Origin of the sequence: Parafannyhessea sp., assembly GCF_051876455.1 — a bacterium.
Lineage (GTDB): Bacteria > Actinomycetota > Coriobacteriia > Coriobacteriales > Atopobiaceae > Parafannyhessea.
Map to the genome: position 1 here is coordinate 29,815 of NZ_JBJEHW010000167.1, position 9,247 is coordinate 39,061.

The window sequence follows — 9,247 nt, forward strand, 5'->3', positions numbered from 1 at the left end:
AAGGACACATGCCCGCGACCGAAAGCGGACATGTGTCCTTTTACCAACCAAAGTCGTTACGCAGTCGTTACGGCCGCTCATTTGGGTCTGCTTCAGGCCCAAATCGTTATAAGGTGTACGTGTGCGCGTAACTTTCTCGCATTAGGTTGCAAGGGGGAGGGGAATGGGTCCCCTCCGGTTGCGTCGCGCGAAAGGGGAAACCGACCGCATCACTCCACAGGGAATCGAGGAAACGATGGAGAACAGCAAGGCTAACGGACGCATTACCGGCCAGACGGGCAAGGCAGGAGCACTGGGCGAGAGGGACATGTCCCGCCGTGGCTTCCTGAAGCTCTCCGGCATCACGGCCTTCACCGCAGGTGGGCTCATGTTCCTCACGGCCTGTGGACCCGCGGCTCAGGGCACCTCGGACAGCAGCTCCTCCAGCTCGTCCAAGTCCTCCAAGAAGACCGTCCTCGGCGACGGCAAGAAGATGCGCGTCGGCATGGAGGCCGCATACGCCCCCTACAACTGGCAGACGACCACCAAGACCGAGTACACCATCCCCATCGAGAACGTCGACGGCGCCTACGCCGATGGCTATGACGTGCAGTTCGCCAAGATCGTCGCCAAGGCGCTCGACATGGAGCCCGTCGCCGTCAAGATGAGCTTCTCCGGCCTCATCGACGCCCTCAACAACGGTCAGATCGACGTCATCATCGCCGGCATGTCCGCGACGGCCAAGCGCAAGCAGTCCGTCGACTTCTCCGTCCCGTACTTCGTGGGCGGCTTCGGCCTCCTCGTCAAGAAGGGCTCCAAGTACGCCAACGCGACCTCGCTCAAGGACTTCTCGGGCGCCGCGGTCCTCGGCCAGAAGGACACGCTGCTCGACACCGTCATCGACGAGATCCCCAACGTCAACCACCTCACCCCGGTCGACTCCGTCCCCAACCAGCTCTCGCAGCTCAACCAGGGCACGTGCGACGCCATCACGTACAACACCGAGAACACCAACGGCTTCCTCAAGGCCAACCCCGACCTCGTCGCGATCCAGTTCGAGAAGGGCAAGGGCTTCAAGGAGACCGTCCCGGCCAACGTCGGCCTCAAGAAGGGCCAGAAGGCCATCCTCGCCAAGATCAACAAGGCAATCAAGGCCGTCGACCAGGACACCCGCACCAAGATGTTCGACGCCTGCGTCGAGCGCCAGCCGTCGTAGCATAGACGTGCGCCGCGCAAGATAGCTTCGTAAGGACGTGCCCCCGTGGTCGCGCAGACGACGGGGACACGCATTGCTTTTAAGGAGGTCGTGCCCATGGGCACAACTCAGGAGGCCCAGGAGCCTTCGACGGAAGAGGAGAAGGGCGGCCTCGTCCGCTTCTTCACGAGCGACCATCGCTACGTGCTGCTCGGCACGAGCGTCGTGGCCCTCATCGGCATGTGGTTCTCCATGCAGCCGCGCTCGAGCCAGAGCTTCCTCGCCAACGCCTACGCGCTCGAGGTCGTCATGTACTACGCCCTTATGGCGTGGGTCGTCGTCTCGCTGGTCGCGCTCGTGACCAAGCTCGTGCACTGGCGTGACTACGCGCAGAAGTCCCCGTTCGCAAAGCCGGCGGCCAGGCATGTGGAGCGCGTCTGCTCCTACGTGGTCTGGCTCTTCTCGGCCGTGCTCTTCGTGGACCGCGCGATCATGGGCTTCGTCGCCATCGTCAAGTCCGCCCTGGGCTCCAACGCCAACCCGCAGGACTTCGTGGGCGGCATGGTGTACATGGTCTACAAGGGCCGCGGTATCTTTGCAAGGGGCATCGCCACCACGATCGAGCTCGCCGTCTTCGGCACCGTCATCGCGTTCTTCCTCGCGCTGCTCCTCGTGTTCCTGCGCCTGCAGAAGATCGACCGTCCGGACAACGACTTCGTGCGCTTCCTCAAGGTCATCGGCTGCGGCTTCGCCAAGGTCTACTCCGCCGTGGTCCGCGGCACGCCGATGATGGTCCAGTCGCTCATCATCTACTTCGCAGGCTTCGCCGTGCTGTCCGGCTCGGGCATGAGTACCAACGAGATCCGCGCGGTGTGGTCGACCTTCGTCGCCGGCCTCGTCACGATCTCGCTCAACTCCACCGCGTACATGATGGAGGTGCTGCGCGGCGGCATCGAGGCCGTCGACCCCGGCCAGACCGAGGCGGCGCGCTCGCTCGGCCTCTCGCAGTGGCAGGCCATGAGCAAGGTCGTCTTCCCGCAGGGCATCAAGAACTCCATCCCGGCGCTCTCCAACGAGCTCGTCATCAACATCAAGGACTCCTCGGTCCTCTCCGTCATCGGCGTGTTCGACCTCATGTTCGCCACCACGACCGTCGCCGGCATCTACTACCGTCAGCTCGAGACCTACATCGCCGCGGCCGTCTGCTACCTCATCCTCACCATGGTCGCCTCCAAGCTCCTCTCCATGCTCGCGAAGCACCTCGACGCGCCCGCGATGGGTCCCGTCCTGTCCTCCTCCGAGGTCGCCGTGACCACGGGCGTCGCGGGTTCCGCGGACAAGACGATCAAGGTCGAGGTCGACCACAGCGAAGACCGCGTCAGAAGGGGAGGCATGTAAGCCATGGCAAGCGTTAGCACCCAGGGCCAGGAGCCCGTCATCAGGATCGAGGGACTGCGCAAGAGCTTTGGCAGGCACGTCGTCCTCCGCAACATCGACTTCGAGGTCATGCCCGGCGAGGTCGTGACCATCATCGGCGCGTCCGGCTCCGGCAAGTCCACGCTCCTGCGCTGCATCAACCTGCTCGAGACGCCCGACGCCGGCCACGTGTGGTTCCACGGCCAGGACCTCGCGGCCGAGCACGTGGACGTGAACAAGCTGCGCGAGAAGATCGGCATGGTCTTCCAGGGATTCAACCTCTTCAACAACCTCAACGTGCTCCAGAACTGCACGCTCGCGCCCGTCACGCTCAAGAAGGCGAGCAAGGCCGACGCGGAGGCCGAGGCGATGCGCCACCTGGACGAGGTGGGTCTCGCGGACTTCGCCAAGTCCCCCGTGACCTCGCTCTCCGGCGGCCAGAAGCAGCGCGTCGCCATCGCGCGCGCCCTGTGCATGAAGCCCGACCTCATGCTCTTTGACGAGCCCACCTCCGCCCTTGACCCCGAGATCGTGGGCGAGGTACTCTCCGTCATGCGCGACCTCGCCAAGGACGGCATGACCATGGTCGTCGTCACGCACGAGATGGAGTTTGCCAAGAACGTGTCCGACAAGGTCGTCTTCATGGACCAGGGCGTCATCGCCGAGGAGGGCGACCCGCGCCAGATCTTCACCAACCCCAGGAAGCCCCGCACGCGCGAGTTCCTCTCGCGCTACCTGGAGGACAAGCCCGACCAGGTGCAGGAGGCATAGGCATGGCGGACGTGTGGCGGTTCTTCTCGCACGAGGACGACTACCCGGACCTCAACGAGGACGAGCTGTGCCAGCGGCTGGGCCACGCGCTCTCCATCCCCACGGTGGACGGCCCCACGCACGACGGCACGGACTGGGCGGCCTTCGACGAGCTCGAGGAGTTCTTCCGCAGGGCCTACCCCTACGTGTTCGAGACGGCGGAGGTCGAGAAGGTCGACCATTCGCTCATGCTCACGCTCCATGGCAGCGACCAGACGCTGCGCCCGGCCATGTTCATGGGCCACATGGACGTGGTCCCCGTCGTGTCCGGCACGGAGGGCGACTGGACGCACGACGCGTTCAGCGGCTACGTGGACGCGGAGTACGTTTGGGGCCGCGGCGCGCTCGACATGACCGACCAGGTCGTGGGCGTGCTCGAGGCCGTCGAGTACGCGCTGCGCCACGGCTGGGAGTTCCGCCGCACGCTCATCGTCTGCCTGGGCCAGGACGAGGAGACCCTCCAGTCCGGCGCCCGCGCCATGGGCAGGCTCCTGGAGCGGCGCGGCGTGCGCCTCGAGTTCCTGCTGGACGAGGGCGACTACGACGTCGTGGACGCCTCCGTCTATGGCGCGCCCGGCTGCCACTGCATGCCGGTGGACCTGGCCGAGAAGGGCTACGCCGACGTCGTGCTGACCGTGCGGAGCGCGGGCGGGCACTCGTCGAACCCCTTTGGCGGCACGTCGCTGGCGCGCCTTGCCAAGGCGATCGACCGCGTTGCCAGCGACGCCTGGCCGGTCGAGCTGATCGACGTTGACCGCACCACGCTCCAGACCCTGGCCCCGTACATCACGCAGGAGCCGCTCGCGAGCCTGACCGCGGGCGGCCGCGTGGCCATCGACGCCAACGCGGATGCCATCGCGCGCGTGTTCGTGCAGACCCCGGCGCTCTATCCGCTGGTCACCACCACCGTGGCCCCCACCATGATCGAGGGCTCGTCCCAGCAGTCCAACGTGATGCCGCAGGACATGAGCGCCACGATCAACTTCCGGATCCTGCCCGGCACGACCATGGACGACGTCGAGGCCCGCGTCCACGAGCTGGTCGACGACCTTGGCGTCGAGGTCCTTCTCGACCGCTCCGTCAGCAACAGCCCCTCGCACACGTCGCGCTCGGACGGCCTTGGGTTCGAGCTGCTCAGGTCCGTGGCGTCGCGCTACTTCCGCGACCCGCAGACCGCCGAGCCGCTTCCGCTCGTGCCGTCCCTGGAATCGGGTGCGACAGACGCTAGTATGTACGAGGGGGTATGCGACGCGTGCCTGCGCTTCTCGCCCTTCGTCGCAGACGCAGACGAGATAGAGCGCGGGGTGCACGGTACCAACGAGCGCATCACGCGCCGCTCCTACCTGCAGGGCATCAGGTTCCTCATCCGCCTCGTACAGGAGGCACTACTCTAGGGAGTGTTCACCGTGGGCTCACTCAGCGCCGTCCGTTCCAACCACGTCTACCTGGACGAGGCCCATCCAGACGCGCGGTGCGCCCTCGTCATGTCAGGCGACACCATAACCGACGTCGTCGCGCCGGAGCGCCTCGCGGACGTGCTGCCCGAGGGCGCGCCGGTGCGCGACTTTGGCGACGCCTTCGTCTGTCCCGGCTTCCACGACGCCCACCAGCACGTCTTCCACACGGCGCTCTTCAGGAGCGACCTCGCGCTCTCGTACGCGGGCACGAGCGAGAGGGACTGCGTCCGCAAAATGCAGGAGTTTGCCCAGGCGCACCCCGGCGACGGCTGGCTGCTGGGCCAGGGCTTCCGCTGGGCGCTGTGGGACCCGGCCGTGCCGCCCACCAAGGCCTCGCTCGACGCGGCCTTCCCCAACCGCCCCGTCTGCATGTACGAGGGCGACCTCCACACGCTCTGGGTCAACAGCGCCGGCCTCGCCGCGCTGGGCATCACGGATGACACCGAGCCTCCCAAGGGAGGCTTCTTCGACCGCGATGCGGACGGCCACCTCAAGGGCGTCATCCACGAGGCCGCGGGCATGTACTACGTGGCCAAGGTCTTCGCGAGCCTTCCGCGCCAGAGGGTGATCGACGCCTACCGCGACTACATGCAGATGAGCCTCTCGCAGGGCATCACGAGCGTGTGCGACATGGCCCTGTGCGCCATCCCCGGCACCGACTTCGTGTACGACGACATCTACCGCGAGCTGCTCGAGGCCGGCCAGGTCCCCATGCGCTTCAACCTGTACCCGCAGAACGTGGGCGAGTTCGACCGCGTGGAGCGCCTGCAGCGCGAGTTCACGGGCAAGCTCGTGCGCGTGCCCGGCACCAAGCAGTTCTTCGACGGCATATCGAGCGCCCACACGGCGTGGCTGCACGAGCCCTACGCCAACCCCTACTTCCCGGGCGACTGCGGCCGTCCCACCGTCGACCCCGAGGTCATGCGCCGCTACGTGCTCGCGGCCGCGGAGCGGGGCATCGCCACGCGCATCCACACCATCGGCGACAGGGCCATCAGCTGCGCCATCAAGATCTTTGCGGAGGCGCGCGAGAAGTACGGCCGCCCTCGGCTGGGCATGAACGCCATCGAGCACATAGAGAACCTCACGCCCGGGGACGTGCGGGCCATGGCCAAGATCGACCTCGTGGCCTCCGTCCAGCCACAGCACGTGGTGATCGACGTGACGCAGCCCGAGCGCGACCTCGGCCCGGAGCGCGCGAGCTTCATGTGGCCGTTCGCGAGCTACCGCAGGGCCGGCGTCACCATGGCCTTCGGCACGGACTCGCCCTGCGTGCCCGACCGCGCGATGGAGGTCCTGAGCTGCGCCGTCACGCGCGAGGTGCCAGCGACCAACCAGCCGGCGGGCGGGTGGCTCCCCCAGGAGCGCATCCCCATGGCGCAGGCGATCGACGCCTACACGCGCGGGCCGGCGCGCCTGACGGGCCGCGAGGCGGAGCTGGGCACGCTCGCGCCCGGCAAGCTGGCGGACTTCGTGGTGCTCGACACCAACCTCATGCAGGCGGACCCCGAGCGCATCCAGCACGTAGGAACCATCGCCACGTACGTGGGCGGAAGCCCTGTCTGGGAGGCATAGCATGCAGGACGGATTCATCAAGGTCGCGGCACGCACCCCCATGGTGCGCGTGGCCGACGTGGACGCCAACGTCGAGGGCATCGTGCGCGAGGTGAGGGAGTCCTTCTCGCTCGATGGCGCGCGCGTGATCGTGCTGCCCGAGCTCGCCGTGACGGGCTACACCTGCGAGGACCTCTTCTGGCAGGACGAGCTTCTTGACGCGGCCGAGAAGGGCGTGGCCACCATAGCTGAGGGAACGTCCAAGGTGGACGCCCTGGTGCTGGTGGGCGCCCCCGTGCGCGCGGGCGGCAAGCTCTACAACTGCGCCATTGCGCTCTGCCACGGCAGGGTGCTGGGCATCGTGCCAAAGACGCACATCCCCAACTACAACGAGTTCTACGAGGCGCGCCACTTCACGGCGGGCCCGGCGGACGTGACGCGCCTGGACTTTGCCGGGCAGGAGGGCGTCCCCTTTGGCACGAGGCAGCTCTTCCGCTGCGCCACGGTGCCCAACCTCGTAGTCGCGGCTGAGGTGTGCGAGGACCTCTGGGTGCCCGAGCCGCCCTCCATCGCGCACGCGCTGGCGGGCGCGACCGTGATCTGCAACCTGTCCGCCTCCAACGCGATCGTGGGCAAGGCCGCCTACCGGCGCAGCCTCGTGACGGGGCAGTCCGCGCGCCTGGTGGCGGGCTACGTGTACTGCAGCGCCGGCTGGGGCGAGTCCACGCAGGACCTGGTCTTCTCCGCGCACGACATGGTGGCGGAAAACGGCGCGCTGCTCGCGGAGGGCAGGCCGTTTGGCGAGGCCAGCGCCACGAGCGAGGTCGACGTGGACATGCTCGCCGCGGAGCGCCGGCGCCTGAGCACGTTTGTGGCCGCGCCCACGGCGGAGGCCGCGGGCTACGTGGCCACGTCCTTCTCGCTCGAGGTGGAGCAGACGGAGCTCACGCGCAAGGTGGACCCGCACCCGTTTGTGCCGAGCGACCCGGCGCAGCGCAACGCCCGCTGCGAGGACGTGCTGTCCATCCAGTCGTACGGGCTGGCCAAGCGTCTGGCGCACACGCACTCGCGCTCGGCCGTGATCGGCGTGTCCGGCGGGCTCGATTCCACGCTGGCGCTTCTGGTGATCGCGCGCGCCTTCGACATCCTGGGGATGGACCACACGGGCATCATCGCGGTCACGATGCCGGGCTTTGGCACGACGGAGCGCACGCACGGCAACTCCGAGGTGCTGGCCGACGCGCTGGGCGCCACGCTGCGCGAGGTGAGCATCACCAAGGCCGTGCGCCAGCACTTCGCCGACATAGGGCATGACGAGAAGGACCACTCCGTCACCTACGAGAACGCCCAGGCCCGCGAGCGCACGCAGATCCTGATGGACGTTGCCAACCAGGAGGGTGGCCTCGTGGTGGGCACGGGCGACCTAAGCGAGCTGGCGCTTGGCTGGGCCACGTACAACGCGGACCACATGAGCATGTACGGCGTGAACGCCTCCGTGCCCAAGACGCTCGTGCGGCACCTGGTGCGCTACGTGGCGGATACGACGGACTCCGACGCGCTTTCCGAGGTGCTGCTCGACGTGCTGGACACGCCCGTGTCCCCGGAGCTGCTGCCGGCGGAGGAGGACGGCACCATCGCCCAGCGCACGGAGGACCTGGTGGGCCCCTACGAGCTGCACGACTTCTTCCTGTACCAGGTGCTGCGCCGTGGCTTTGCCCCGCGCAAGGTGCTGCGGCTGGCACGGTGCGCGCTGGGCGACTCCTACGACGACGCCACGATCGTCAAGTGGCTGCGCACGTTCTACCGGCGGTTCTTCTCGCAGCAGTTCAAGCGCAGCTGCCTGCCGGACGGGCCCAAGGTGGGATCTGCGGCAGTCTCGCCCCGCGGCGACCTGCGCATGCCCTCGGACGCGTGCTCCGCGCTCTGGCTGAAGGAGCTCGAGGGGCTGTAGGTTCCGGGGCGCCCGCGGGCGCGTCTTGCCCCGGCACAAGTGGCTTTTGGCGACCTCCCCTGGTCCCGGTCTGGGGCCGGGGGAGGTTCTTCTCGCCCGCGTGGGGATGCCGGGGCGCGACTACCGGCTACCATGCGTTGACTTGTACGAGAAAATCTAAGTGTCCGTAGGAAGATTTTTTCTCTTGTGTGGTATAAGAATTTCGTTCTGGGTAGAATTCAGAACGTTGGACAGGTGCGGGGGAGCAAGTTCCCCCTCAGCCAATAAATAGGATGTGCTGCTAGCACGAAAGTGGGAGGTTTTGACTATGACTCTTAAGCCTTTGGGTGACCGCGTTCTCGTTAAGCCCGCTCCCAAGGAGGAGAAGACCGCCAGCGGCCTTTACATCTCTTCCGGCGCGCAGGAGAAGCCGCAGCGCGGCGAGGTCATCGCCGTCGGTGCCGGCAAGGTCAACGACAAGGGCGAGCGCATCGTCCCCGACGTCAAGGTTGGCGACCAGGTCTACTACGGCAAGTTCGGCGGCAGCGAGGTCAAGGTCGACGGGGAGGACTTCCTCCTGCTTCGCGCCGACGACATCTACGCGATTATTACCGACTAGCTCGGTCGCTCTTCTCTGCTAAGAAATTCCCGACACGGAGGTACAGATAATGGCAAAGGACATCGTTTTTGGCACCGACGCTCGTGCCAAGCTCGCCAAGGGCGTCAACACGCTCGCTGACGCCGTCACCACCACGCTCGGCCCCAAGGGCCGCTACGTCGCGCTGCAGCGCTCCTACGGCGCCCCCACGATTACGAACGACGGCGTGTCCGTCGCTAAGGAGATCGAGCTCAAGGACCCGATCGAGAACATGGGCGCCCAGCTGGTGAAGGAGGTCGCCACCAAGA

General features: G+C 66.8%; 8 protein-coding genes. All 8 read left to right on the top strand.

From position 1 onward, the window contains the following. Positions 1–235 precede the first annotated feature (235 nt). A complete protein-coding gene (locus ACI38Z_RS07435; protein ID WP_439789554.1) occupies positions 236–1,195 on the top strand; it encodes a transporter substrate-binding domain-containing protein in 960 nt (319 codons plus the stop codon). 96 nt (positions 1,196–1,291) lie between these two features. After that, entirely contained in the window at positions 1,292–2,572 is a 1,281-nt protein-coding gene (locus ACI38Z_RS07440; protein WP_439789555.1) for an amino acid ABC transporter permease, read from the top strand. Between the two features lie 3 nt (positions 2,573–2,575). Further along, on the top strand, positions 2,576–3,361 hold the full coding sequence (locus ACI38Z_RS07445) for an amino acid ABC transporter ATP-binding protein (RefSeq protein ID WP_439789556.1): 786 nt from the start codon (positions 2,576–2,578) through the stop codon (positions 3,359–3,361). A 2-nt stretch (positions 3,362–3,363) separates the two neighbouring features. Continuing rightward, positions 3,364–4,794 (top strand): M20/M25/M40 family metallo-hydrolase, encoded by a 1,431-nt coding sequence (locus tag ACI38Z_RS07450; RefSeq protein WP_439789557.1) that lies wholly within the window; start codon positions 3,364–3,366, stop codon positions 4,792–4,794. Positions 4,795–4,806: 12 nt separating this feature from the next. Continuing rightward, the gene (locus tag ACI38Z_RS07455) at positions 4,807–6,432 is read left to right on the top strand and encodes an amidohydrolase (protein WP_439789558.1); all 1,626 of its coding nucleotides are present in this window, start codon (positions 4,807–4,809) and stop codon (positions 6,430–6,432) included. 1 nt (position 6,433) lies between these two features. Then, positions 6,434–8,362 carry an NAD(+) synthase gene (locus tag ACI38Z_RS07460; RefSeq protein ID WP_439789559.1) on the top strand — a complete coding sequence of 643 codons (1,929 nt, stop codon included), beginning with the start codon at positions 6,434–6,436 and terminating at the stop codon, positions 8,360–8,362. Positions 8,363–8,669: 307 nt separating this feature from the next. Further along, on the top strand, positions 8,670–8,960 hold the full coding sequence (groES, locus tag ACI38Z_RS07465; RefSeq protein WP_439789560.1) for a co-chaperone GroES: 291 nt from the start codon (positions 8,670–8,672) through the stop codon (positions 8,958–8,960). Positions 8,961–9,009: 49 nt separating this feature from the next. After that, positions 9,010–9,247 (top strand): TCP-1/cpn60 chaperonin family protein (locus ACI38Z_RS07470; RefSeq protein WP_439789561.1); only part of this gene is annotated, 238 nt, incomplete at its 3' end.